General features: G+C 65.2%; 21 protein-coding genes and 1 pseudogene. 15 read left to right on the top strand and 7 right to left on the bottom strand.

Annotation, left to right across the window (positions count from 1 at the left end):
- Positions 1–8: 8 nt before the first annotated feature.
- Together ACIPZC_RS09460 and ACIPZC_RS09455 are read right to left on the bottom strand one after the other, a co-directional pair.
- Positions 9–1,712, bottom strand: a pseudogene (locus ACIPZC_RS09460) (TonB-dependent receptor); the annotation flags it as partial.
- Between the two features lie 30 nt (positions 1,713–1,742).
- Complete coding sequence (locus ACIPZC_RS09455) at positions 1,743–2,633, bottom strand: universal stress protein (RefSeq protein WP_400626426.1); 891 nt, start codon at positions 2,631–2,633, stop codon at positions 1,743–1,745.
- 158 nt (positions 2,634–2,791) lie between these two features.
- Here ACIPZC_RS09455 and hisN point away from each other — a divergent pair, with 158 nt between their 5' ends.
- Both hisN and ACIPZC_RS09445 read left to right on the top strand, forming a co-directional pair.
- Positions 2,792–3,583 carry a histidinol-phosphatase gene (hisN, locus tag ACIPZC_RS09450; RefSeq protein ID WP_241803633.1) on the top strand — a complete coding sequence of 264 codons (792 nt, stop codon included), beginning with the start codon at positions 2,792–2,794 and terminating at the stop codon, positions 3,581–3,583.
- Positions 3,584–3,754: 171 nt separating this feature from the next.
- Positions 3,755–4,486 (top strand): hypothetical protein, encoded by a 732-nt coding sequence (locus ACIPZC_RS09445; protein ID WP_400626860.1) that lies wholly within the window; start codon positions 3,755–3,757, stop codon positions 4,484–4,486.
- Between the two features lie 6 nt (positions 4,487–4,492).
- On the opposite strand, the gene ACIPZC_RS09440 is transcribed toward ACIPZC_RS09445, so the two are convergent.
- Positions 4,493–5,377, bottom strand: a complete 885-nt coding sequence (locus tag ACIPZC_RS09440; RefSeq protein ID WP_400626424.1) for an alpha/beta hydrolase — start codon at positions 5,375–5,377, stop codon at positions 4,493–4,495.
- 310 nt (positions 5,378–5,687) lie between these two features.
- Between ACIPZC_RS09440 and ACIPZC_RS09435 the strand changes: the two genes are divergently transcribed.
- A complete protein-coding gene (locus ACIPZC_RS09435) occupies positions 5,688–6,644 on the top strand; it encodes an AraC family transcriptional regulator (RefSeq protein WP_267816355.1) in 957 nt (318 codons plus the stop codon).
- A 94-nt stretch (positions 6,645–6,738) separates the two neighbouring features.
- On the opposite strand, the gene ACIPZC_RS09430 is transcribed toward ACIPZC_RS09435, so the two are convergent.
- Together ACIPZC_RS09430 and ACIPZC_RS09425 are read right to left on the bottom strand one after the other, a co-directional pair.
- Positions 6,739–7,890, bottom strand: coding sequence for an acyl-CoA dehydrogenase family protein (locus ACIPZC_RS09430; protein WP_400626422.1), 1,152 nt, complete (start codon positions 7,888–7,890; stop codon positions 6,739–6,741).
- A 16-nt stretch (positions 7,891–7,906) separates the two neighbouring features.
- Positions 7,907–8,977, bottom strand: coding sequence for an enoyl-CoA hydratase/isomerase family protein (locus ACIPZC_RS09425; RefSeq protein ID WP_400626420.1), 1,071 nt, complete (start codon positions 8,975–8,977; stop codon positions 7,907–7,909).
- A gap of 282 nt (positions 8,978–9,259) precedes the next feature.
- Here ACIPZC_RS09425 and mdcA point away from each other — a divergent pair, with 282 nt between their 5' ends.
- Genes mdcA through madM form a run of 9 tightly spaced genes read left to right on the top strand, consistent with a single transcriptional unit; the run spans position 9,260 to position 16,554 of the window.
- Positions 9,260–10,921 carry a malonate decarboxylase subunit alpha gene (mdcA, locus tag ACIPZC_RS09420; RefSeq protein ID WP_400626418.1) on the top strand — a complete coding sequence of 554 codons (1,662 nt, stop codon included), beginning with the start codon at positions 9,260–9,262 and terminating at the stop codon, positions 10,919–10,921.
- Complete coding sequence (locus ACIPZC_RS09415) at positions 10,921–11,859, top strand: triphosphoribosyl-dephospho-CoA synthase (RefSeq protein ID WP_400626416.1); 939 nt, start codon at positions 10,921–10,923, stop codon at positions 11,857–11,859. Before mdcA ends, ACIPZC_RS09415 begins: the two co-directional genes overlap by 1 nt.
- 1 nt (position 11,860) lies before the next feature.
- Positions 11,861–12,160, top strand: coding sequence for a malonate decarboxylase subunit delta (locus ACIPZC_RS09410; protein WP_012314731.1), 300 nt, complete (start codon positions 11,861–11,863; stop codon positions 12,158–12,160).
- Positions 12,153–13,001 (top strand): biotin-independent malonate decarboxylase subunit beta, encoded by an 849-nt coding sequence (locus ACIPZC_RS09405; protein WP_400626414.1) that lies wholly within the window; start codon positions 12,153–12,155, stop codon positions 12,999–13,001. The genes ACIPZC_RS09410 and ACIPZC_RS09405 overlap by 8 nt, the downstream gene beginning before the upstream one ends.
- Positions 12,998–13,789: a biotin-independent malonate decarboxylase subunit gamma gene (gene mdcE / locus ACIPZC_RS09400; RefSeq protein WP_400626412.1), complete on the top strand. Its 792-nt coding sequence runs from the start codon at positions 12,998–13,000 to the stop codon at positions 13,787–13,789. Before ACIPZC_RS09405 ends, mdcE begins: the two co-directional genes overlap by 4 nt.
- Before the next feature lies 1 nt (position 13,790).
- Positions 13,791–14,405 carry a malonate decarboxylase holo-ACP synthase gene (locus ACIPZC_RS09395; RefSeq protein WP_400626410.1) on the top strand — a complete coding sequence of 205 codons (615 nt, stop codon included), beginning with the start codon at positions 13,791–13,793 and terminating at the stop codon, positions 14,403–14,405.
- On the top strand, positions 14,402–15,322 hold the full coding sequence (gene mdcH / locus ACIPZC_RS09390) for a malonate decarboxylase subunit epsilon (RefSeq protein ID WP_400626408.1): 921 nt from the start codon (positions 14,402–14,404) through the stop codon (positions 15,320–15,322). The genes ACIPZC_RS09395 and mdcH overlap by 4 nt, the downstream gene beginning before the upstream one ends.
- Before the next feature lie 60 nt (positions 15,323–15,382).
- Entirely contained in the window at positions 15,383–15,784 is a 402-nt protein-coding gene (gene madL, locus ACIPZC_RS09385) for a malonate transporter subunit MadL (RefSeq protein ID WP_267816334.1), read from the top strand.
- A gap of 5 nt (positions 15,785–15,789) precedes the next feature.
- On the top strand, positions 15,790–16,554 hold the full coding sequence (gene madM, locus ACIPZC_RS09380; RefSeq protein WP_400626406.1) for a malonate transporter subunit MadM: 765 nt from the start codon (positions 15,790–15,792) through the stop codon (positions 16,552–16,554).
- Between the two features lie 48 nt (positions 16,555–16,602).
- On the opposite strand, the gene ACIPZC_RS09375 is transcribed toward madM, so the two are convergent.
- Positions 16,603–17,514, bottom strand: coding sequence for a LysR substrate-binding domain-containing protein (locus ACIPZC_RS09375; protein ID WP_241803619.1), 912 nt, complete (start codon positions 17,512–17,514; stop codon positions 16,603–16,605).
- A gap of 123 nt (positions 17,515–17,637) precedes the next feature.
- Here ACIPZC_RS09375 and ACIPZC_RS09370 point away from each other — a divergent pair, with 123 nt between their 5' ends.
- The 3 genes from ACIPZC_RS09370 (at position 17,638) to ACIPZC_RS09360 (ending at position 21,451) form a co-directional block, all read left to right on the top strand.
- Positions 17,638–18,486, top strand: a complete 849-nt coding sequence (locus tag ACIPZC_RS09370; RefSeq protein WP_241803618.1) for a helix-turn-helix transcriptional regulator — start codon at positions 17,638–17,640, stop codon at positions 18,484–18,486.
- Positions 18,487–18,555: 69 nt separating this feature from the next.
- Positions 18,556–20,046 (top strand): aldehyde dehydrogenase, encoded by a 1,491-nt coding sequence (locus ACIPZC_RS09365; RefSeq protein WP_400626403.1) that lies wholly within the window; start codon positions 18,556–18,558, stop codon positions 20,044–20,046.
- Between the two features lie 22 nt (positions 20,047–20,068).
- A complete protein-coding gene (locus tag ACIPZC_RS09360) occupies positions 20,069–21,451 on the top strand; it encodes an aspartate aminotransferase family protein (RefSeq protein WP_400626401.1) in 1,383 nt (460 codons plus the stop codon).
- A gap of 397 nt (positions 21,452–21,848) precedes the next feature.
- Here the strand turns inward: ACIPZC_RS09360 and ACIPZC_RS09355 are convergent, their stop codons facing one another.
- A complete protein-coding gene (locus ACIPZC_RS09355) occupies positions 21,849–23,849 on the bottom strand; it encodes a U32 family peptidase (RefSeq protein WP_400626399.1) in 2,001 nt (666 codons plus the stop codon).
- Positions 23,850–23,921 lie beyond the last annotated feature (72 nt).

Below are 23,921 nucleotides of genomic sequence, written 5' to 3'. Positions count from 1 at the left end.
CGGCCATTTCAGAAGGTGTACGATACCCCGGCTTGCACCGTACGCGGTGCACCTGGGTACACGTACGTGTTGAACGCCCCCTCGTCGTAGCCTTTGTTGAACACGTTGTTCACATCCAGGTTCAGCCGCACATGCTCGTTGACCTTGTAGAAGCTGTGCAGGTCCACCACGCTGTAGCTCGCCATGGTGTAGGTCGTGGCGGCGGTCTGCCCGGCACGCTCATCGATGTACTTGACCCCGACCCCCAGCCCCAGGCCCTTGGCCAGGCCGTCCTGAAACTCGTAGGTGTTCAGCAGGCTGAAGCTGTTGCGCGGGATGTTCGCCAGGCGCGTACCGCTGGGTACGGTGTTGTCCTGGGTCACCTCGGCGTCGACGTAGGCATAGCCACCGATCACACGCCACTCAGGAGTGAGGTTGCCGGCAATGTTGATGTCCAGCCCGCGGCTGCGCACCTCACCGGCGGCGATGCTGTAGGTGCCGGACGGGTCGTTGGGGTCGCGGGTCAGCACGTTTTCCTTGACGATGTGGTAGACGGCCGCGTCGATGCTTAGCGGGCGATCGGGCGCTTCCCACTTCATACCCAACTCATACGATTTGCCTTTCTCAGGGTCGAAACCACTGCCTTGCAGGCTGGCGCCACTGTTGGGCTTGAACGAGCGCGCGGTGTTGGCGTAAACGGCAAGCGTGTCGGTGAGGTCATACAGCAGGCCGAAACGGGGGGTGACGCCGTTTTCACCCTTGCTGAAGTCGCCAGCGTTGGTCAGCTTGTTGTCGTAATCATGCTCGTAGCGCTCGAAACGCACCCCGGCGAGGGCTTTCAGGCGCTCGGTCAGGGCGACCTGGTCCTGAATGAAGGCCGCCCAAGTCTTGAGGTTTTCCTTGTCGTGGGTAGTCGTGCGGGTCAGGGCAGGGCGGGGTTGGCCCAGCACCGGGTCGAAGATATCGATCGGATAGGCGTCGGCACCGACGGCCGAGCGTTGAATGATCGAGCTGTAGTCGTAATCTTCGTATTCGATACCGGTCAGCAGGGTGTGGGCAAAACCACCCGTGTCGAAGTGGCCGGTCAGGTTGAGCTGGTAATCACGGTCGGTCCATTCGAGCTTGCGGTAGTTGAAGTTGCGCCCCAGGGTGCGGCCATCGGCCTGCAACGCATTGGCCTCCACGGCGTTGCCCTTGAGTGAGCCATCCAGCCACTGCATGCCGCCGCCCAAGGTCCAGTCATCGCTGAGCGCGTGCTCGAAGCGCAACTGCGCCATGTTGTTGTCGTTGTGCAGCAGGTTGTCGCTGCCTTTTTCCCAGATATTGGTGTCACGCGAGGCGCTGCCGCGCTGGCCGGGCAGGCGGGTGAGGCCGCGGTCGAGCGGGTGATTGTTGCGCATGAAGTCGCCCTCGAAGACGATCTTCGTGGCGTCGTTGACCTGCCAGCTGAGCACGGGCGCAATGTCGTAGCGTTCACTTTCGACATCATCGCGGAAGCTGTCACCCCCTTCGCCCAGCACGTTCAGGCGGTAGGCGAGCGAGCCATCTTCGTTGAGCGGCCCAGTGGCATCGAGCGTTGCCCGGTGCATGCCTTGATCGTCGAGCTGGCTGCCCAGGGTCACCTTGGGTTCGGCCAGTGGCTGCTTGCTGACCACGTTGAAGGTCCCGCCTGGATCGCCACGGCCATACAGGCTGGTGGCCGGGCCGCGGATCACTTCCAGCCCGCGCTCGATCTGACCACCGCAAAAATCTCAGCCGATGCGTCAACGCAGGCCTTTGACCGCCAGCACATTGCACAGCGGATGCTCCAGCACATGCGCCGTGGTCCCGCCCAGGAACGCCTGCAGGGCGTCATGCCGGTGGTTGCCCATCACGATCACATCGACCCGGCTGTGGCTGACGAACTGGGCAATCGCCCGAACCGCCGCACCTTCCAGAAAGTGCCGGCATTCCAGCGGGATCTGGTGATGGTCGCCGAGGCGGTTGAACGCTGCCCGTTGCGCTGTGCGCACGTTGCCCTCGAAGCCAGGCATGGTCACCGTGCCGGCGCCGAAGTCGGCGAGGTGGGTTCTGGCCGCATCGCACACATGCAGCAGGTGCATCTCGGCGTTGCACTGCAGCGCCAGGGCGTGGGCACAGTGGATCACCTGCTCGTCCAGGTGTTCGCCGGCACCGTGGCTGTTGAGGTCGACGGCGACGGCGATTTGCCGGGGCAGCGGCAGGCGAATGTCGCTGACCAGGTGCACGGCCACCGGGCTGTCCTTGAGCAGTTGCCAGTCCAGCGGTGTGACCAGCAGGCGCTTGAGCACCGGTTCGTGCTGTACATCCTTGATCAGCAGGTCACAGCCCAACTGCTCGATGCGCTCGATCACGCTGCCCAAAGGGTCGCGGGTGAGCAGCAGCTCGGTGGACACATCCAAGCCGGCATCGCGCAATTGCTCGGTGGCGTCGGCCAGCCATTGGCGGTTGTCGGCAAGCAGTCGCTCGCGTTCACGGCCGTCGCTCATCAGGCCAAAGGTGTCGACATCGTCGACGAAGACATTGATATCCAGCAGGGCATCACTGGATTCAGCCAATGCCGCCGCGCGCTGCAGAGCGGGTGTATAACGCATCTGCGGGCCGAGCATCACTAACAAACGCTTGAACTGGCTCATCGCACACCTCCACGTGTGGGCAGCCCCCCGGTTCATGCCTGTCGATCTGGTCTGTTCAGTCTAGGCGGGAGCGGGCTTGCCCGCGAATGCCCAAGCGTCTACCGGCACAGTGTTTGTCGGGTATGATGCCACCCCGTCATTTTCACGAGGCCCGTGCCATGTCCCTGAGTGCTGAACAGACCGGCGAATTCCGCGCCTTCGCCGAGCAGTTGGCCGATGCCGCTGCCGCCGCGATCCAGCCGTACTTCCGTGCCAGCCTGGACGTCGAGGACAAGGGCGGGCGCCTGTACGACCCGGTGACGGTGGCCGACAAGGCGGCCGAAGATGCCATGCGTGCGCTGATCCAGGCGCGTTACCCGGAACACGGCATCCTTGGCGAAGAGCAGGGTGTGGCAATCGGCAGCAGCCCCTTGACCTGGGTGCTCGACCCCATCGATGGCACCCGCGCCTTCATCACCGGCCTGCCACTGTGGGGGACGCTGATCGCCCTGAACGATGGCAGCCGCCCGGTGCTGGGGGTGATGAACCAACCTTTCACCGGTGAGCGTTTCGTCGGCACCGCTGATGGCGCGTGGCGTAGCGGCACGCCATTGAAGACCCGCACCTGCACAGACCTTGCCGCGGCAACCTTGATGTGCACAACGCCAGACATGTTCGACACGCCGGCGCGCAAGGCTGCGTTCCAAGCCGTGGCTGACCAGGCGCGGCTGATGCGCTACGGCGGCGATTGCTACGCCTACTGCATGCTGGCCTCGGGGTTTGTCGATGTGATCGTCGAAGCGAGCCTGCAGCCGTATGACGTGCAGGCGCTGATGCCGATCATCGAAGGGGCGGGCGGGGTGATCACCGCTTGGGATGGCAGTTCGGCGCAGCACGGCGGCTGTGTGGTGGCCTGCGGTGACCCGGTACTGCACGCCCAAATGGTGCAGATGCTGCGCCACGCCATGTGAGCCTTGCTGGCAAGGGTTCATGGCCACCCGCCACGCAGGCGTGAGCAAACGGGCGAGCAGGCGCACTGACGTTCGGTCACCCCACCATCGCACTTTTTCCGCTTTGCGGGCTCTATGCTTGGCCAGGCCGCGCCGATCCCCGGCGCGGCCGCCGATTTCGACCCGGTGCCGATGGTTGCAAGCAAACCCGTAATCTTCCCACGCCTGCTGCTGGCAGGCGCGCTGGCCTGCCTGGGCGCCTGCACCCAGCAGCAAGGCCAGGACATCGTCAGCCAGTTCGGCAATGGCAAACCCAGCGAGCTGTTCCAGACCAGTGTCGACCGCATGGCGACGCTGGCCATGCGCGACAACCTGCAAAGCCTGTTCCTGCTGATGAACAAGCTGTACCTGCGCAACCCCAGCCAGTGGAAAATGTCCGGTTATCTCGATGCCACCACTGCAGAACGGCAGATCCGCATCGCCATCGAACAGCGGCAACCCTTGGCGCAGTTGGGCAACCGTCGTGACCTGGCTGCCTTGAGTTACGCCCTTAGCCCGGAGTTTCGCGGCGATCGTGTCGGGGCGTTCATCTACGCCATCGGCAGCATGCTGATTACCGCGCACGGCGGGCGAACGGAGTTCTTCATGACGGATACCATCGACCCTTTGTTCGTCAACAACGCCGCTCGCAACATCGAAAAGGCTACCTGGATGCTCAGCCAGCGCCAGGATGCCAATGGGGTATTGCTGTTGTTTTCCAACGAGATCTCGGAGGAGGGCAGCAACCTGAGTTTCGCGGTGGAGTTCGGCAAGATCGTGGCGCGCCTGGATTTGCTGGCGCAAATGTTGGACGAGCGCTACCGGCGGATCGGGCTCAACTACGCGCAAAGCCTGTTGCTGATGAACTTCCTGCCGGTGCAGTGAACGCCGTCACAGCAACGCCTGAATCGCATTTCGATAGCGCTGGCCGGCGCGGCTCATGCTGTTGTTGTGGCTGGCCCCCGGTACCAGCAACAAGGTCTTGGGCTGCTGCGCTGCCTCGAACAACTGCTGGCTGAAACGCGGCGGCACGAAACGGTCGTCCAGGCCGTGCACCAGCAGCAGCGGCAGGCCAACGTCCTTGATCTTGTCCAGCGAATCGAATTTCTGCGACAGCAGCCAACGCACCGGCAGGGTGGTATCGGCCACGGCAGCGGCGACATCGCCCAGTGACGTGAAGGTCGACTCCAGGATCAGCCCCCGTGCGGGCAGTGCCCCGCCTTCTTTCTGCGCCTGGCGCGTCAGGTCGGCAGCCAGCTCCACCGCTACCGCGCCGCCCAGCGAATGGCCAAAGATCAGGCGTTTGCCCGCATCCGGTTGCAGCTGGGCAAAACGCTCCCAGGCAATGCGTGCGTCTTCATAGACGGTCGCCTCGGAGGGCAGGCCGCCGCGGCTTTGGCCGAAACCTCGGTAATCCACGGCCAGCACCGAATACCCCATGGCATGCAGCTGTTCGATGCGAAACAGCTGGCCGGTGAGGTTCCAGCGTACGCCGTGCAGGTAGAGGATGGCCGGCGCATCGGCGCGGCGGGCCGGCCACCACCAGGCGTGCAGGCTCTGGTTGGCGGCGAAGCTGCGCGGGCGCAGGTCCAGTTCCTGCACGCCACTGGGCAGGCCACGGAACCAGCTTGCCTGGCCTGGCTCGATGCGGAACACCAGTTCACGTTCCTTGTGCTGCAGCACGGCGCAGCCGGCTGGCAGGCCGACAACCAGGAAGGTGGCGCACAGCCAGGTGAGCCAGCGACGGCGCAGGTGGGTGAATAAGGTAGTGGGCATGCGGTTTTGTAACAGATACCCAGGTTCGGATGTCGGAAAAGTTACCGGGTGGACGTGCAGGTTGGTTGCAAACTATTTCGTGCGATAACCGCCCAAACGCTGCTTTCGCCTATCCGATAGCCGCCCACCCAATCCGAACATCGCATTGCTCAGCTGCGCCCATTTGCTTAGTGTGTCAGCAAACCACCGGCGGTCAGCTGCCCCCTGAAACCCGACCCCGGCCCGGTAGAATGACCGTTGACCGCAACCACAGGCCCCGGGCCAGTAGGACGCGGCGCCCAGAACAATAACGATACCGAGTGCCTTGCCTATGGAAAGCCGCCTGCTGAGCGAGCGCAGTAGCGTGTTCCATCACGCCGACCCCTATGCGGTGTCCGATTACGTCAACCGCCACGTCGGCCAGCACTGCATCGGCCTGTCGCGCAGCACCCACCCGCAGGCCAGCCTCAGCCACCGCAAGTTCGCCGAACTCGACCTGTGCCGTATCAGCTACGGGGGCAGCGTGCGGGTCACGTCACCGGCCCTGGAAACCATCTATCACCTGCAGGTGCTGCTCCATGGCAACTGCCTGTGGCGCGGGCCACAGCGCGAACATCACCTGGTGCCAGGCGAACTGCTGCTGATCAACCCCGACGACCCGGTGGACCTTACCTATTCCGAAGACTGCGAGAAGTTCATCCTCAAGGTACCGACGCACATGCTCGACTCGATCTGCGAGGAGCAGCGCTGGCAGCGGCCTGAGGGCGGGGTGCGTTTTTTGCGCAACCACTACCGGCTCGAAGAGCTGGACGGTTTCGTCAACCTGCTGGCCATGGTCTGCCATGAGGCCGAGGTGAGTGATGCGCTGCCGCGGGTGCAGGGCCACTACAGCCAGATCGTCGCCAGCAAGCTGTTGACGCTGATGAGCACCAACATCCGCCGGGAAAGCCTGGGCACGCCGGGGGCCAGCCTGGAGCGGATCCTCGACTACATCGAGCGCAACCTCAAACTGGAGCTGGCAGCCGAGATCCTGGCCGAACAGGCCTGCATGAGCGTGCGCTCACTTTATGCGTTGTTCGATCGCCACCTGGGCACCACGCCCAAACAGTACGTACGGCAACGCAAGCTGGAGCGGGTGCATGCGTGCCTGAGCGATAGCAGTTGCGCGGTGCGCAGTGTGACGGAACTGGCGATGGATTACGGCTTCCTGCACCTGGGGCGGTTTGCCGACACCTACCGTGAGCGTTTTGGGCAGCTGCCGTCGCAGACCTTCAAGCAACGGCGCTGAGTTGACGGGGGCAATCGCTGGCAAGCCAGTCACTTCGAATAAAGCCCTGCCAGCCTGGCGGGCAGGGCTTGACCTTGGGGCCCGGTGAGAACCATCACAACGGATAGTGCTTCAATTCCCTGGCAATCAACATCCGCTGGATTTCGCTCGACCCTTCATAGATCTGCGTGATGCGCGCGTCACGGTAATAGCGCTCGACCGGGTAGTCTTCCAGGTAGCCATAGCCGCCATGCACCTGGATCGCCATCGAACACACCCGCTCGGCCATCTCCGATGCGAACAGCTTGGCCTGCGACGCCTCCGACAGGCAGGGTTTGCCCGCGCTGCGCAGGCGTGCGGCATGCAGGATCAGCAAGCGTGCGGCATTGACCTGCACCTGCATGTCGGCCAGCAGGTTGGCGATGCTCTGGTGCTCGTTGATCGGCTTGCCGAACTGCACCCGGTCGCGGGAATAGGCCAGCGCCGCCTCGAACGCGGCGCGGGCGATACCCAAGGCCTGGGCCGCGATGCCGATACGCCCGCCTTCAAGGTTGGACAAGGCAATGGCCAGGCCCTTGCCACGCTCACCCAGCAGGTTGGCGGCGGGGATGCGGCAATGGTCGAAGGTGACGGCGCAGGTGTCGGAGGCGCGGATACCCATCTTGTGCTCGCTGCGGTCGACCTTGAACCCCGGGTTGTCGGTGGGTACCAGGAATGCCGAAAGGCCTTTCTTGCCAAGCGCTGGGTCAGTCACGGCAAAGACGATGGCCAGGCCCGCGCGGCGGGCGTTGCTGACGAACTGCTTGGCGCCATTGATCACCCATTGGCCGTCGACCAATTCGGCGCGGGTGCGCAGGTTGTGCGCTTCAGAGCCGGCCTGCGGCTCGGTCAGGCAGAAACAGCCGATCACTTCGCCGCTGGCCAGGCGCGGCAGCCAGGCTTGCTGCTGCTCGGGGGTGCCGTAGGCCAGCAGCGGGCCGCAGCCCACCGAATTGTGGATGCTCATCATCGCCCCGGTGGCGCCGCAGCCTGCGGAAATTTCCTCCACGGCCAGGGCATAGGCCACGTAGTCGGTGTAGCTGCCCCCGAAGTCTTCCGGCACCACCATGCCCAAGAGCCCCAGTTCACCCATCTTGCGCACCACGCCGTCATCGATCCAGCCGGCCTTTTCCCAGGCCTGGGCATGCGGGGCGATTTCGCCGCGGGCGAAGTCCCGGGCCATGTCGCGGATCATGATCTGCTCTTCGCTCAGTTCTACGTCTTGCATCTGAGTACTCCCCGGCTCACAGGCCTTCGAAGAATTGGTCGACGCGCTGGCGTTGCAGCCCCGCCAGGGTAGGCGGGTTCCAGCGTGGCTGTTTGTCCTTGTCGATGATCAGGGCGCGCACGCCTTCGATGATGTCGCCGTGGCGGAACCATTGGCGGTCCAGGTGCAGCTCCATGGCGAAGCAGGCTTCCAGCGGCAGGTGACGGCCGCGGCGCAGCATCTCCAGGGTAACCGCCATGGCCAGTGGCGAGCGGCTTTCCAGCTGGTCGGCAGTGGCCAGTGCCCATTGGTGGCTGTCGCCGATGCTGACTGCCCGCAATTGCTCGATGATCGCTGCCACATCAGGCTGAGCGAAGTAGTGGTCGATGACCGGGCGCAGGCTTTCCAGTGGTGCGTCGTCCAGCACCTGCTTGCCCAGCCTGGCCAGCAGCCCCTGCAGGGCCTTGAGCGGATGGGCGCCGAGGTCCAGGCGGTCGAGGCCTTCATCGAGTTCAGCAAGTTTTTCGCTTGGCAGGTACCAGTCGGCCAGCCCGCAATACAGCGCGTCCGCCGCCTGGATCTGCGCGCCACTGACGCCCAGATAGGTGCCCAGCTCGCCCGGGATGCGTGAGAGGAAGTAGCTGCCGCCAACGTCCGGGAAATAGCCGATGCCGACCTCGGGCATGCCCAGCCGGCTGCGCTCGGTGACGATACGCAGGTCGCAGCCCTGTGCCAGGCCCATGCCGCCACCGAGGGTGAAGCCGTCCATCAGCACCAGCACCGGTTTGCGGTAGCGGTGGATCACCAGGTCCAGGGCGTATTCCTCGACGAAGAAGTCTTCGTGCAGCGTGTCGCCGGCCTTGTAGCTGTCATGCAGCGAGCGGATGTCGCCGCCGGCGCAAAAGCCTTTGGGGCCTTCGCCGCGCAGCACCACGGCTTGCACGTGCGGGTCATCGGCCCAGCGGTCCAAGTGCTGGCGCAGGCTGCGCACCATGTCGAGGGTCAGGGCATTGAGGCCACTGGGGCGGTTGAGGGTGAGGTGGCCAATCTGGTTGCGGACCTCGGCCAGAACATGGGCCGTTGCCGAGGTATGAGCGTGCGCGGTCATCGCGTTCTCCCTGCTTTGTTATTGATTTTCCAAGTGAAGTCTGGAGTGCGCTGGAGGATCGATGGATCCTGTCATGCAAAATTGCCCTGCACAATGGATATATCTGCAGGTGAGGCGTGCGTTTTTGCCAGGGCTCCGGCGTTGAGTCTTTCAGGCTAGTGCACCGCAGGCAAGCCAAGTGCAATCATTACCCTGAGCGTAACGATCACGCCGCCAGCTTGATTGATCACTCAACCGCCCAGTCCTAGTGTGCCTCTACGACAGCGAACCGTGGAGTCACCCATGACCATAACGAAGAATCCACCGCCGCAGTGGTCCAGGCGGCGCGCCGAGAAGCAGCGCCGCCTGGAGCGGGTCCGTCACCTGGCCGACGGTGTGGTGCTGCCGACCGAGCGCATCGTCGAGGCACTGGAGCTGTTGATCGCCCCAGGTGACCGGGTGGTGCTCGAAGGCAACAACCAGAAGCAGGCCGACTTCCTCTCCCGTTCGCTGGCCAAGGCCAACCCCGAGCAGCTGCACGACCTGCACATGATCATGCCCAGCGTCAGCCGTGCCGAGCACCTGGACCTGTTCGAACGGGGCATCGCCCGCAAGCTCGACTTTTCGTTCGCAGGGCCCCAGAGCCTGCGCATCGGCCAACTGCTCGAAGACGGCCTGCTCGAAGTCGGCGCCATTCATACCTACATCGAGTTGTATTCGCGCCTGCTGGTCGACCTGATCCCCAATGTCACGCTGGTCGCCGGGTTCATGGCCGACCGTGACGGCAACCTGTACACCGGCCCCAGTACCGAGGACACCCCGGCCCTGGTGGAGCCGGCAGCCTTCAGCGATGGCCTGGTGATCGCCCAGGTCAACCAGCTGGTCGAGCGCGTCGACGACCTGCCACGGGTGGACATTCCGGCCTCCTGGGTAGACTTCGTGGTGGTCGCCGACCAGCCGTTCTACATCGAGCCACTGTTCACCCGCGACCCGCGGCACATAAAACCGGTGCACGTGCTGATGGCGATGATGGCCATCCGTGGCATCTACGAAAAGCACAAGGTGCAGTCGCTCAACCACGGCATTGGTTTCAACACGGCCGCCATCGAGCTGATCTTGCCGACCTACGGCGAGTCGCTGGGCCTCAAAGGCAAGATCTGCCGCAACTGGACGCTCAACCCGCACCCCACGCTGATCCCGGCCATCGAGACCGGCTGGGTCGAAAGCGTGCATTGCTTTGGCACTGAACTGGGGATGGAGGACTACATCGCGCAACGCCCGGACGTGTTTTTCACCGGCCGCGATGGCTCGCTGCGCTCCAACCGCATGATGTGCCAACTGGCAGGGCAGTACGCGGTCGACCTGTTCATCGGCGCCACCTTGCAGGTCGATGGTGATGGCCATTCCTCGACCGTCACCCGGGGCCGCCTGGCCGGCTTCGGCGGCGCGCCGAACATGGGCCACGACCCCCGCGGCCGGCGCCACGCCACTGCGGCCTGGCTCGACATGACGGTGCCCGACACCTTGCTCGAACGCGGCCGCAAACTGGTGGTGCAGATGGTCGAAACCTACCAGGAAGGCGGCAAACCGACCTTCGTCGAAACCCTGGACGCCGTGGACGTGGCGAAGAAGGCCGGCATGCCGCTGGCACCGGTGATGATCTACGGCGATGACGTCACCCACCTGCTGACCGAAGAGGGGATCGCCTACCTGTACAAGGCGCGCAGCCTGCAAGAGCGCCAGCAGATGATCGCCGCCGTGGCCGGGGTCACCGCCATTGGCTTGCGCCACGACCCCAAGGACACCTTACCTCTTCGCCAGCAAGGCCTGGTCGCCTTGCCCGAAGACCTCGGCATCCGCCGCACCGATGCCAGCCGCGAACTGCTCGCGGCACGCAGCATCGCCGACCTGGTGGAGTGGTCCGGTGGCCTGTACAACCCACCTGCACGGTTCAGGAGCTGGTGATGCAACTATTCGATCTGCAACCGTATGCTCCGTTTCACCGGGCCGCGCGCCCACTTGAAAACTGCCCGTTCCCTTTGGCAGCCGGCTTGCCAGTGATCACGCCGGCAGCTGAAGCCGCAATTCCCCTTGCCGACCACCTGGCCGACCTGGCGGTCGAAGCGCTGATCGACGAGGCCGACCTGTCACCCAAGCCCGGCCTGGTGGACCGGCGCAGCAGCGGCGCGCACAGCGACATGACGCTGGCCATGATGCATGCCTCGGCGCTTGCCCTTTGGCCTTGCTTGCGGCAAATGGCCAGCGCCGCCCAGGCCCATGGCGAGGTTGGCCCGACGCTGCGCATCGAGCTGGGCCGTATCGGCCGTGAAGGGGAGGCCGCGATGCTGGCCACCACCTGCGGCGTCAACACCCACCGCGGCGCGATCTGGGCCCTTGGCCTGCTGGTGGCCGCCCAGGCCCTGGATGCCAAGGCCGACGCGAGTACCGTCGCAGCCCGTGCCGGGCGCATCGCCCTGATCGAGGACCCAGCCGCCTCCGCCCAGGACAGCCACGGCACCCAGGTACGCCGCCGTTACGGCGCCGGCGGTGCCCGCGAACAGGCACAACAGGGCTTTCCTGCCGTCATCGGCCACGGCCTGCCGCAACTGCGCCGCAGCCGCGCCAACGGTGCCAGCGAAAACCACGCACGCCTCGATGCCTTGCTGGCGATCATGGCCGCGCTGAGTGATACCTGCGTGCTCTGGCGCGCCGGCCCGCAGGGCCTGCAAACGCTGCAGCAGGGCGCCCGCCGTGTGCTCGCAGCCGGTGGCAGTGCCACCCTCGACGGCCGCCGCCACTTGCGTCTGCTGGACACCCAACTGCTGCAACTGAACGCCTCACCGGGCGGTGCCGCCGACCTGCTGGCCGCCTGCCTGTTTCTCGACAAAGCCGGGAGCCTGTGACATGGAAACCCTGACCTTTCAATTCCCTGCCGCCGAGCCTGGCCGTGGCCGCACCCTGGTGGGTTGCGTCAGCTCGGGCGACCTGGAAGTCCTGATGGAGCCTGGCACCGCGGGCAGCCTGAACATTCAGGTGGTGACCTCGGTCAACGGCAGCGGCGCCCGCTGGGAGCAACTGTTCCAGCGCCTGTTCCAAGGGCGCACATGGCCGGCGGTAAACATCGACATCCATGACTTTGGCGCCACGCCTGGGGTGGTACGCCTGCGCCTTGAGCAAGGTTTCGAGGAGATCGCCCATGACTGACACCGAACGCCTGCTGCAAAGCCGCAGCTTCGTCGAACTGGGGGCGCGCCAGCGTGCCCGCACCTTGCTCGACCCGGGCAGTTTTCGCGAGCTGCTCGGCCCGTTCGAGCGGCTGATGTCGCCGTGGTTGCCGCGCCAGGGCATCGTGCCCCAGGCCGACGACGGCGTGGTCATCGCCAAGGGCTTGCTGGGTGGCCGCAACTGTGTCATCGCCGCCATCGAAGGCGCCTTCCAGGGGGGCAGCATGGGCGAAGTGGGCGGTGCCAAGATTGCCGGTGCCCTGGAGCTGGCCATCGAAGACAACCGCAACGGCATCCCGACTTGCGCCGTGCTGCTGCTGGAAACCGGCGGGGTGCGCCTGCAGGAGGCCAACCTTGGCCTGGCGGCGATTGCCGAGATCCAGGCAGCCATCGTCGAGCTGCGCCGCTATCAGCCGGTGGTGGGCCTGGTCGCAGGCTCGGTGGGCTGTTTTGGCGGCATGTCCATCGCTGCGGGGCTGTGTAGCCACCTGCTGGTGACCCGAGAGGCGCGCCTGGGCCTCAACGGCCCGCAGGTGATCGAGCAGGAAGCCGGCATCGCCGAGTACGACGCCAAGGACCGTCCCTTCATCTGGAGCCTGACCGGTGGCGAGCAGCGCTACGCCAGCGGCTTGGTGGATGGTTATGTGGCCGATGACGTCGACAGCATTCGCCAGCAACTGCTGCAATTGCTCGACGCCCCCAGTGCCGACCGTGCAGGTCGTCATGCCTGGTACCTCGAACGGCTCGCAAGCCTGGGCAACACCTGGCCGCAACTGGATGCCGCTGCCGTACGCGCCCTTTATCAAGGAGATGCCCCATGAACCGTGCCCTGAACTGGCTGCCAGGCCTGGCCGGCGGCGAAGCACTGTCGGGTTATCCCGCCTCGCTGCGGGTCATCGATGGCGAACTGGACAACCGCCCGGCGCGCTTCATCGCCGTGGTGCCGGATGCGCACAACCCGTTCCCCCGGGCGCGCAACGGTGAAGTCGGCCTGCTCGAAGGCTGGGCGCTGGCCAAGGCGGTGAGCGAGGCGATCGAACTGGACCGCGATGGCGAGAAGCGCGCCATCGTCGCGGTCATCGATGTGCCCAGCCAGGCCTACGGCCGCCGCGAGGAAGCCTTGGGCATCCACCAGGCGCTGGCCGCTGCGGTGCAGGCCTATGCCCAGGCACGCCTGGCCGGCCACCCGGTGATCGGCCTGCTGGTGGGCAAGGCCATGTCTGGCGCGTTTCTGGCCCACGGCTACCAGGCCCAGCGGCTGATTGCACTGGATGACAGCGGGGTGATGGTGCACGCCATGGGCAAGGCGGCGGCGGCGCGGATCACCTTGCGCAGCGTCGACGAACTGGAGGCCTTGGCCGCCGAGATTCCGCCGATGGCCTACGACCTGGCCAGCTATGCCTCGCTGGGCCTTTTGTGGCGGCGCCTGCGCGTGGATAAGGTGGATACCCCGAGCGCAAGCGATCTGGCCCAGGTGCGTGCCTGCCTGGCCGAAGCGCTGCGCGATATCGGCAACAGCACCGACCTGACGTCACGTTTGGCCGGCGAGCACCGCAGCGCTTCGCGCGAAGTGCGTGCACGCTTGCGCAGCCAGTGGCAGGAGGCCTGAGATGAGCGCGCCGCAGCCACATGACCTGCTCTGGGGGATGCCCCCGGCCGCGCTCCCTGCCGATGCCCCTGCCTGGGCCACGCAGGTACTGGCAGCCGGGCAACCGGTGGTGGTGCGCCGAGCGTTCTGCGCGGCAGGGTGGGTGGCGGTGGGGTTGCGCGGGGAGGGGCGCGCCCAGCGCCTGGGTGTGCAGATGCGTCTGGCGGACATTCGCCGGCATCTGCGCCCGGAAGCCTTGCGCGGGCAGGGCGCGAGCCCCTGGCCTGCGCTACAGGCGCTGGCCAGCGTGGCCCCGCTGCTCGACGCCAGCGGGCTGGCCTGGGGGCCGACAGGCGGGGTGGGTTACCAACTGGCTACCGGGGTCGAGGTGCTGCACGCGGCCAGCGACCTTGACCTGCTGCTACGCACACCGCGGCCCATGAGCCGGGCCGCGGCGCGTGAGTTGCTCGATAGCCTCGACTGCGGGCCTTGCCGTATCGATGTGCAACTGCAAACCCCCGCAGGTGGCATCGCCCTGCGTGAATGGGCCGGGGCGGCACCGCGTGTGCTGCTCAAGTCGGCGCTTGGTGCCCGGCTGGTGGCTGACCCGTGGAACCTGCTGGAGTGCGCAGCGTGAGCAGCCTGTTCGCGTTCCCTGGGCAGGGCGCCCAGCAGGCGGGGATGCTTCATCGCCTTCCCGAGGGCTCGGCAGCGTTGTTGGAGGAGGCCAGTGACACCCTCGGGGAACAGGTGCTGGCCCTGGACAGCCCGCAGGCATTGCAAACCACCCGCGCCGTGCAGTTGTGCCTGCTGTTGGCCGGGGTGGCCTGGGCGCGCACGTTGTTGCAGCGCAGCCCGGCGCCTGAGTATGTGGCAGGGCTGTCGATCGGCGCCTACCCTGCCGCCGTCACGGCGGGCGCCCTGGCGTTTGCCGATGCCGTACGCCTTGTGGCCCTGCGCGGTGAGCTGATGCAACGGGCCTACCCTCAAGGCTACGGCATGACCGCCCTCAGTGGCCTGGACCTGGCCAGTGTCGAGCGCTTGCTGGCGCAGGTGGGCGGCGAGGTGTGCCTGGCCAACCTCAACAGCGACAACCAGATCGTCATCGCCGGCAGCGACAAGGCCATGGCCGCGGTCGCCGCCAAGGCGCGCAGCCGTGGCCAGGGCGTGGCCCGGCGCCTGGCGGTCAGCGTGCCGTCTCATTGCCGCTTGCTCGACGGCCCGGCGGCCGAGCTGGCGCAGGCATTTGCCAGTGTGCAGATAAACCGGCCGCACATCACCTACCTCAGTGGCAGCAGCGCGCGGCCGCTGTTGGATCCGCAACGCCTGCGTGACGACCTGGCCGGCAACATGGCCCGGCTCGTCGATTGGCGTGCTACGTTGCGCAACGCCTATGAGCGCGGCGTGCGCCTGCACCTGGAGCTACCGCCCGGCAGCGTGCTGACCGGCCTGGCCCGCCCGGTGTTCGAGCAGGGGCGTGTACTTGCCCTGGAGCAAACCCGATTCGATACAGTGGACGCCCTGCTGCGTCAGGAGGTCAGCCAGCGCCCATAAATGCCGTGTTTTTCGAAGGACAACAACAAGCAACTTCGACCCAACGCGAGGACAACAACAATGATCATTTACGGTGTGGCCTTTCTGGCCCTGTGTACCCTTGTAGGCCTGTTCATCGGCGAACTCCTGGGCAAGCTCCTGGGTGTCCCGGCCAACGTCGGCGGTGTCGGCATCGCCATGCTGCTGCTGATCTTCATCGGCAGTTACCTCAACAAGCGTGGCCTGATCAAGGCCAAGTCCGAACAGGGCGTGGAATTCTGGAGCGCCATCTACATTCCCATCGTGGTCGCCATGGCCGCCCAGCAGAACGTACTGGGTGCGCTGTCCGGCGGGCCGATGGCGATAACGGCCGGCGTCGTGGCGGTGATCGCAAGCTTCGCCATGGTGCCGCTGCTGGACCGCATCGGGCAAAAGAAGCCTGAGGCGGGCACCGACAAACCCCTGACTGCTGCGCAACGGTGACCGCCATGTACGAATCGATGATGAAAGTGATCAACGGGTATGGCCTGGTCAGTGGTTTCGCAGTGATCGGCGTAACCATGTGGCTGTCCTACTGGATGTCCGAGAAGCTGACCCGCGGGCGTTTGCATGGCTCTGCCATCGCGATTTTCCTCGGCCTGGCATTGTCTTACGTCGGTGGGGTGATGACCGGGGGGCAGAAAGGCTTGGTGGACATTCCGCTGCTGTCTGGCATCGGCCTGCTGGGTGGGGCCATGTTGCGCGACTTCGCCATCGTCGCCACGGCTTTTGGCGTCAACATCGAAGAACTCAAGCGCGCCGGGCTGTCCGGGGTGATCGCACTGTTCTTCGGTATCGGCACCTCGTTCGTCGCAGGGGTAGGGGTGGCCATGGCCTTTGGTTATACCGATGCGGTCAGCCTGACCACCATCGGCGCCGGGGCAGTGACCTATATCGTCGGGCCGGTGACGGGCGCTGCGATTGGTGCAAGCTCCGAGGTGATGGCGCTGTCGATTGCCGCGGGGCTGGTCAAAGCCATTCTGGTCATGGTGGTGACGCCCTTCGTGGCCCCGATGATCGGTTTGAACAACCCGCGCACTGCGGTGATCTTCGGTGGCTTGATGGGCACCTCCAGTGGCGTGGCGGGCGGCCTGGCGGCGACCGACCCCAAGCTGGTCCCCTATGGCTGCCTGACCGCAGCGTTCTACACCGCCCTGGGCTGCCTGCTGGGCCCTTCGCTGCTGTACTTCTGCATGCGTGGCCTGATGGCCTAGCCGAGCCTTGCCGTGGTGGTTCTGCCGAACCGCCGCGGTGCGCGGCGCTCAGTTTTCCCGGCTGTACATTCGGCACTCCGCCAGCAGTGCCAGCAGGTTGGGCTCGCGCTCCCGGGCCTTGAGGAACACCACACCGATATGCTGCTGCAGCCGGTAACGCGGCTGCAGCGCAATCAGCTTCACACGGTTTTCGTACACCGCGGCAATGCGCCCGGGCAACAGCGCAAAGCCCACCCCCGAACTGACCATGCTCAGGAGGGTGAAGATGTCGTTCACCTGCATCGCCACCTTCGGCTCGAACCCGGCCTGCTGGAACACCCGTGCGCCATCACGGTGGGTGGCAAAGCCTTGGGTCAGGGTGATGAAGGTGGACTCGGCCAGGTCCGCCAGGTCCACTTCCTGCTGCTCGGCAAACGGCGAATCGGTGGGCACGGCGAGGTAGATATCGTCGGAGAACAGCGGCAACTGCTCGCAGGCAGGGTCGGCCACGCTTTCATCCAGCGACACCAGCACCGCTTCGAGTTCATGATTTTTCAGCCGCTGCAGCAGGTCGACGTTCGAGCCCAGGGTCAGGTCGATGTTCAGCGCACTGCGCCGCAGCTTCAGGCCCATCACCAGTTTGGGCACGGTCTTGACGGTCAGCGAGTACAGCGCCCCGAGGCGGAAGCGTTCGGCGTAGAAGCCGGCCGCCTCGCGGGTCTGGCGCACCATCTGCTCAGCGTCCTGGATCAACTGGCGGGCCTTCTTCTCCAGCACATAGGCGCTTTCGAGCGGAATCAGCTGACGACCTTCGTGTTTGAACAGCGGGCAGCGCAGGGCGCTTTCCAGCGAATGAATGGCCCGGTGCACGCTGACCGCGCTGGTGGACAGCTCGGCGGCGGCGCGGCCGAGGTTGCCGCTGCGCATGAACGCGAGGAAGGTCTCGAGCTTTTTCAGGGTCAGTTCTTCGTCGATCAGCATGTTCAGGCCCTGAAATGAAAGAGCTGCAGAGCATGCCACAACCTCACCCCGAAGGGTGATGGCCGGCCCCGGCATCCCATGCAAGAATCCCAACCATGACCACCCCGGCATGGGACAACGACAATGAGCAAAGACCGGCTGAAATCGCCCGACTGGTATGCGCAGATGGGCCGTGTCATCGACGCCCAAGGCACGCCGGGTTTCGTCGAGGCGTTGTTCGCCGCGCTCAAGTTGCTGGCGCCGTGCCAGGCCATCACAGTGTTTCTTTACCCACGCAAGGGCCTGCCCTCGGCGCTGTTCGTCAAGGACGAGGAGGGCCCATGGCTGCCGGAAGGCAACGTGCAGCGCTACCTGGAAGGCTACTACCTGCTGTGCCCGTTCTACCGTGCCTGCATGGACGGTGTGGCGGCCGGCTGCTTTCGCCTCAGCGACGTTGCCCCGGACCATTTCAAGCGCAGCGAGTACTACCTGTCGTTCTACCAGCACGCACACCTTGAGGACGAACTGAACTTCATCGTCCCTCTGGATGAACACCTGACCATCGCCGTGGCCCTGGCCAGTACCCGCCGCTTGGACCGTCAGCAGGTCAGTGACCTCAAGTGTGTGGCGCCCTGGGTGGTGGCCGTGGTGCGTCGCCAGTGGAGCCACCTGGATGTCGACGCCGTGGGCGGGCGCTTCGAAAGTGCCCTGGGCCGGCAGATCAACGCCGCGCTGAACAACTTCGGCTCTTCACTGCTCACGGAGCGCGAGTGCCGTATCGCCCAGTACCTGCTGCGCGGCCACTCGACACGCTCGCTGGCCGAGCGCCTGGGCATCAGTGAAGACACGGTCAAGACCCACCGCAAGAATCTCTACACCAAGCTGGACATCGCCAAGCAGTCCGAGCTGTTTTCGCTGTTCATCGATTCGCTGGCCCAGGCTCAGGAAGGCCTGAGCAAGGACCCGCTGGAAAGCTACCTGCGAAGGCGCTGACGGCGCCACGTCCACCCACCTCTACAACACCTGCAACCGGCCGCACGCGCGGCCGAAAGGGAGACCTGCGTGCATACGAAAAGCGATTGGCAGCAGCGCGCTGCACGGCAAAGCTTCATCACCACGGCGCTGATCGACGGCCGCCCGCTGGCCCCGCAGCCCGGGGAGACCTTCGATGCGATCAACCCGGCCAACCGGCAGTTGCTGGCCCAGGTCGCCGCGTGCGGCGATGCCGAAATCGACCAGGCAGTGCGTGCCGCGCGGCGCGCCTTCGAGCAAGGCCCCTGGGCGCGCATGGCACCTGCGGCGCGCAAGGGCGTGTTGCTGCGCCTGGCTGAACTGATGATGGCCCACCGCGAGGAGCTGGCGCTGCTCGACTCGCTGAACATGGGCAAGCCCGTGATGGACGCCTACACCATCGACGTCCCAGGCGCGGCCAACGTATTCGCCTGGTACGGTGAGGCGCTGGACAAGGTCTACGACCAGGTCGCGCCAACGGCTGGCAATGCCCTGGCCACGGTCACGCGTGAAGCGCTGGGTGTGGTCGGCGCCGTGGTGCCATGGAATTTCCCGCTGGACATGGCTGCCTGGAAGGTCGCCCCGGCACTGGCCGCCGGCAACAGTGTGGTGCTCAAGCCCGCCGAGCAGTCGCCGTTCTCTGCCCTGCGCCTGGCCGAGCTGGCGCTGGAGGCAGGGGTGCCCGAAGGGGTGCTGAACGTGGTGCCGGGCCTGGGTGAAAGCGCTGGCCGTGCCCTTGGCCTGCACCCGGATGTGGATTGCCTGGTGTTCACCGGGTCCACCCAGGTGGGCAAGTACTTCATGCAGTACTCGGCGCAATCAAACCTCAAGCAGGTGTGGCTGGAGTGTGGTGGCAAGAGCCCGAACCTGGTGTTCGACGACTGCCAGGACCTGGACCTGGCAGCGGAGAAAGCGGCCTTCGGCATCTTCTTCAACCAGGGCGAGGTGTGCTCTGCCAATTCGCGCCTTTATGTGCAGCGCTCGGTCCACGACGAATTCGTCGAGCGCCTGCTGGCCAAGGCCCGCCAGTGGCTGCCCGGTGATCCCCTGGACCCGGCCAGCCGTGCCGGCGCCATCGTCGACGACGCGCAGAGCGCACGCGTCATGGCGGCCATCGAGCAGGCCCAGGGCGACGGCGCCCGCCTGTTGTGCGGTGGCCAGCGGCTGAGCTTCAACGGCTCGAACAACTTCATCGCGCCGACGGTGTTCGCCGACGTGCGTCCGGATTCGGCCCTGGCCCGCGAAGAAGTATTCGGCCCCGTGCTGGCGATCACCGCCTTTGACGACGAAGCGCAGGCCGTACGCCTGGCCAACGACAGCGTTTACGGCCTGGCCGCCTCGCTGTGGAGCGACGACCTCAACCGCGCCCACCGCGTGGCCCGGCAGTTGAAGGCGGGCACTGTCTCGGTCAACACGGTCGATGCCCTCGATGTGGCGGTGCCCTTTGGTGGTGGCCGCCAGTCGGGCTTTGGCCGCGACCTGTCGCTGCACGCCTTCGACAAGTACACCCAGCTCAAGACCACCTGGTTCCAGCTGCGCTGACCCTCACTCACGGAGAACAACAATGAACGCCCCCTTCCAGCCGCAACGCGACACCCGCGACTACCAGGCCAGTGACGCGGCCCACCACATCCACGCCTTCCTTGACCAGAAGGCGCTCAACGCCGAAGGCCCGCGGGTGATCACCCGCGGCGAACGCCTGTACCTGTGGGACAACGACGGCAGGCGCTACCTGGACGGCATGTCTGGCCTGTGGTGCACGCAGCTGGGCTACGGCCGCAAGGACCTGGTTGCCGCCGCCGCCGCGCAGATGGACCAGCTGGCGTACTACAACATGTTCTTCCACACCACCCACCCGGCGGTGATCGAGCTGTCCGAACTGTTGTTCAGCCTGCTGCCCGGGCACTACAGCCACGCGATCTACACCAACTCCGGCTCCGAGGCCAACGAGGTGCTGATCCGCACCGTGCGCCGTTACTGGCAGGTGGTCGGGCAACCGAACAAGAAGGTCATGATCGGCCGCTGGAACGGCTACCACGGCTCGACCCTGGCCGCCACAGCGTTGGGTGGCATGAAGTTCATGCATGAAATGGGTGGGCTTATTCCGGATGTGGCGCACATCGATGAGCCGTACTGGTACGCCGAAGGCGGCGAGCTGAGCCCGGCCGAGTTCGGTCGTCGTTGTGCTTTGCAACTGGAGGAAAAGATCCTTGAACTGGGTGCAGAGAACGTTGCCGGTTTCATCGCCGAGCCGTTCCAGGGCGCGGGCGGGATGATCTTCCCGCCGGAAAGCTACTGGCCGGAAATCCAGCGTATCTGCCGCCAGTACGATGTGTTGCTGTGCGCGGACGAGGTGATTGGTGGCTTTGGCCGTACCGGTGAATGGTTCGCCCATGAGTACTTCGGTTTCGAGCCTGACACGTTGTCCATCGCCAAAGGCCTGACGTCGGGTTATGTGCCCATGGGTGGCCTGGTGCTGAGCAAGCGTATCGCCGAGGCGCTGGTGGAGCGGGGCGGAGTATTTGCCCACGGCCTGACGTATTCCGGCCACCCGGTGGCGGCCGCAGTGGCCATCGCCAACCTCAAGGCGCTGCGCGACGAAGGCATCGTGCGCCAGGTCAAGGACGATACTGGCCCATACCTGCAGCGCATCCTGCGTGAGGTATTTGCCAACCATCCCTTGATTGGCCAGGTGCAGGGCGCGGGGTTGGTGGCGGCGTTGCAGTTCGCCGAGGACAAGGGCAGCCGCAAGCGTTACGCCAATGAGAATGACCTGGCCTGGCAGTGCCGCACCTACGGGTTCGAGGAAGGTGTGATCATTCGTTCGACGCTGGGGCGGATGATCATGGCGCCGGCGCTGGTGGCCACGCATGGCGAGCTCGATGAGCTGGTGGACAAGACGCGCATTGCCGTGGACCGGACGGCGCGGGGCCTGGGGATTTTGTAAGGTTCCGAGGAGGGCTCGCGTTGCGAGCCATCGCCGGCAAGCCGGCTCCCACCTGGATTGCGCCGGCTTTTGGAAATTGGGCAAGACCGTTGCTTGCACCGGTAAAGCGCAGGCCTGAAGAACCGCGCGGTCGTGGTGGGAGCCGGCTTGCCGGCGATGGGCTGCGCAGCAGCCCCCCCGAGCGGAGCAGTAATAGCCCCAGCGCGCTCGACGGGACCCGCGAGCATCTGGGTCCGCTGTGCGGCCCATCGCCGGCAAGCCCGGCTCCCACCTGAATTGCGCCGGCTTTTGGAAATTGGGCAAGACCGTTGCTTGCACAGGTGAAGCGCAGGCCTGAAGAACTGCGCGGTCGCGGTGGGAGCCGGCTTGCCGGCGATGGGCCTTTACAGGCCCACCCTCAGTGCGGTGCCCGGGGGATGGTCTTGAGCAGGTCTTCCGGGCTGATGTGCCCGACGACCTGTGCCACGGCACTGCCGGGTGTCGGCAGGTCGATGATGTGGCTCTTCATCTTGCCAACCACATGCATTTCGCATGGCTTGCAGTCGAACTTCAGGGTCAGCACTTCATCACCCTGGATCAGCTGCATCGGCGCCACCTTGGTGCGCACGCCGGTCACACCCTTGGCTTGTTTGGGGCACAGGTTGAACGAGAAACGCAGGCAGTGCTTGGTGATCATCACCGGCACCTCACCATGCTCCTCGTGCGCTTCGTACGCCGCATCGATCAATTGCACGCCGTGGCGGTGGTAGAAGTCGCGGGCCTTTTGGTTGTACACGTTGGCCAGGAACGACAGGTGCGACTCCGGGTAAACCGGCGGCGGCGTGGTCTCGGCCTTGCGCCCGCCACGCGGGTGGGCCTTGATGCGCGCTTCGGTCAGCGCCTCGATGGCTTCGCGGCGCAGGGCCTTGAGCTGCGAGTTGGGGATGAAGTAAGCCTGCGGTGCGTCCAGCACGATGGCGTTGGCGTGGTACATCGTGGTACCCAACTGGCCGAGCAGGTCGTGCAACTGGTCCAGGGCCTGCTGGGGCTTGTTGGCTACGCCGAACGGGCCATCCAGAGCGACCTGCACATTGACGCCTTCCTCACTGCAAACACCCAGCATCAGGCGCTGCTCGGTGAGCACGGCGTGCCACTCCACACCGACACGGCGCTCGGCCGAGGTGCGCTGCAGGGCCTGCTGCCAGTTGTGGTCCAGGTTGCGCGACAGCGGGTGATTGGGCCGCAACTTATGCAGGCCTTCAGGCATCTCGTTGGGTTCGACCCGGTAGCGGTAGCGCTTGTGGCCGTCTTCTTCGAACTCGCCACGCGGCTCAGCGATGTTGGCTCGGAACCCCACCACTTCACGCTTGACCAGCACGTTGAGGCCATCGCCGTTGGTCAGCGGTACTTCGGTGACCACCTGCAGGTCGCGCTTGCCGACTTTTTCCACCACACCTACCGGCAGGCCGGTGAAAGTGGGTGAGTCGAAAGCGCCGATATCCACCTTGCGGTCGGTGACGAAGTAGTCGGTGCTGCCGCGATGGAAGGTCTTGTCAGGATCGGGGACGAAGAAGTGCTCGGTGCGGCCGCTGGAGGCACGGGCCAGGTCCGGGCGATCTTCGAGAATGGCGTCGAGCTCTTTGCGGTAGTGGGCGGTGATGTTCTTCACATAGCCCATGTCCTTGTAGCGGCCCTCGATCTTGAACGAGCGCACCCCGGCATCGACCAGGTCGCGCAGGTTGGCGGTCTGGTTGTTGTCCTTCATCGACAGCAGGTGCTTCTCGAACGCCACCACGCGGCCCTGGTCGTCCTTGAGGGTGTACGGCAGGCGGCAGGCCTGCGAGCAGTCGCCACGGTTGGCGCTGCGGCCGGTCTGGGCGTGGGAAATGTTGCACTGGCCGGAGAAGGCCACGCACAGCGCGCCGTGAATGAAGAACTCGATGGCTGCATCGGTCTCGGCGGCGATGGCGCGGATCTGCTGCAGGTTCAGTTCACGGGCCAGTACCAGCTGGGAGAAGCCGGCCTGGTCGAGGAACTTGGCCCGCTCCAGGGTGCGGATGTCGGTCTGGGTGCTGGCATGCAGCTCGATCGGCGGGATGTCCAGTTCCATCACCCCCAGGTCCTGCACGATCAGTGCATCGACGCCGGCATCGTACAGCTGATGGATAAGCTTGCGCGCCGGTTCCAGCTCGTTGTCGTGCAGGATGGTATTGATGGTGGTGAACACGCGGGCGTGGTAACGCCGGGCGAACGCCACCAGATCGGCGATTTCGCCGACTTCGTTGCAGGCGTTGTGGCGCGCGCCAAAGCTCGGGCCACCGATGTAGATGGCGTCAGCGCCGTGCAGGATCGCTTCACGGGCGATGGCCACGTCACGGGCAGGGCTGAGCAGTTCCAGGTGATTCTTTGGAAGGGACATGTCGTTATAGGTTCGGGCTGTCACGGTAGGGCGGCATTGTAGCGGGGAAATGGGCCAGTGGCATGCTCTGCC

Origin of the sequence: Pseudomonas sp. NPDC089743 (assembly GCF_044748785.1) — a bacterium.
In the GTDB taxonomy this organism is placed as follows: Bacteria; Pseudomonadota; Gammaproteobacteria; order Pseudomonadales; family Pseudomonadaceae; genus Aquipseudomonas; species Aquipseudomonas putida_X.
This window is presented reverse-complemented; position numbering and strand designations above follow the sequence as displayed.